Genomic DNA, 1703 nt, shown 5'->3' with positions numbered 1-1703 from the left:
AAGCAAGTTGAATCAGAACAAGCAAGTATAACAAATAATGTTGAAGAAAATCAAGATTAGTAGCATTTACCCCCATGTAATATGTTCTTGCATGGGGGTTTTTWWTAAAACCTTAAAAGTATTGGTAGACAGAAGGATTTTAATATATAATTTTATAGCTTTTTATTTAAGTTATGGTAAATACATGGATATTTTTACTTAAATTGCAATATTAAATGCAACACCCCTGTGAAAAATCATGTAGAATAGGACTGACAATAGTCAAAATCAGCCTTAAGCCCATCTTAATAATAACAGGAGATGGAGTGCATGGGTTTGTCAAGGGCTGCGTAGCAGGCGGAGCTTTACCCTTGATAAACCACAAGCGACATCTATAATATTCAAAATATGGGATTAAGCAATCTTCGATAGTTCTTCATAAAAATATTTTTCTGGGGTTTTGTAATTTAGCAATTTACGTGGCAACCTATTCATCCAATTTTGAATCCTTTGAATTGTATCAAAAGATAAGTCTTTGATGCTTTTACCCTTAGGGATAAAACGACGTATAAGACCATTATGACGTTCATTAGTACCCCTTTCGAAGGAAGAATAAGGGTGAGTATAGTATACCTCTATACCATATTCTTTAAGCAAAGTTTCTAAATTACTAAATTCAACCCCATTGTCAGCTGTGATACTTTTAAATACATGTTTAAAAGTATCACTATACATCTCCATAAGCTTTTTTATTGAATCATCAACAGATTTACTATCTTTAGCATTTAAAGTTATCATTATTTCATAACGGGACTTACGCTCTGTTAGAGTCAAGAGAGCATTATCACCGGACTTTTTACCAATGACAGTATCTATTTCCCAATGTCCGAATTCTTCACGGGTATTTACTTCTTCTGGTCTTAAATCAATACTTTTACCTAAAATACGCTTATTTTGCTTAATTCTTTTATTCTTAGGTTTTAAGCGTAGTTTTAAAGGTAAATCTATATTGCGTACAGATAAAAAGCCTTTATCAATATAGTTGTACAATGTTTTAGTAGAAACAATATATTTATCCTTCCAAGCAGGGTCATTTTTACAATAACCTACTACAGCATCGACGGACCATTTATCTTTAAGAATTTTTGTTTCTGCATACTTTATAAAAGCTTCGGCTGTAGCTATTTTAATTTTTGCTCCGCAATTTGAGCGATGATTTTCATATACAGCCTGACCTGTTTCAGGGAAATAACTTGTAAATGTAGATAAATCACTTTTAAGCTGTAAGGTAGTACCACGTTTAATTTCACGGGAGATAGTACTTGGACTACGTCCTAATTTTTTAGCAATATAGCGAATACTTTTACCTTCTTTTAGTAATGCATAAATTTCTCCACGCTCATAGCTATTTAGGTGTTTAAAAGAACGTACAGTTGTGTTAGAATTAATTTTATCAACCATAGTGAAAACCTCCTGTATGTTTGGATTTGACACCTATATCATACATGATTTTCACTATGGTTTTAATATTTTTTATCTGTTGCATTTAATTTTACAATGAACCTTTTTTCTTTTCATCGCTGCTCCCCGCAAGCGACTTTTACATAATACCATGTGATTTAATCTTCTTCATAATTAAAAATAACAAATATAAAAATATATTTTATTAATTCTTTATTTTTCTTTTTATTTCTTAATAAATCTTTATATGATACTCAAGGTAT

General features: G+C 30.8%; 1 protein-coding gene. It reads right to left on the bottom strand.

Annotation, left to right across the window (positions count from 1 at the left end; all coding sequences use genetic code 11):
- Nucleotides 1–393: 393 nt before the first annotated feature.
- Nucleotides 394–1440: an IS30 family transposase gene (locus TCEL_RS00195; RefSeq protein WP_018657253.1), complete on the bottom strand. Its 1047-nt coding sequence runs from the start codon at nucleotides 1438–1440 to the stop codon at nucleotides 394–396.
- Nucleotides 1441–1703: the final 263 nt, after the last annotated feature.

The organism is Thermobrachium celere DSM 8682 (assembly GCF_000430995.1).
Classification (GTDB): Bacteria; Bacillota; Clostridia; order Clostridiales; family Caloramatoraceae; genus Thermobrachium; species Thermobrachium celere.
This window is presented reverse-complemented; position numbering and strand designations above follow the sequence as displayed.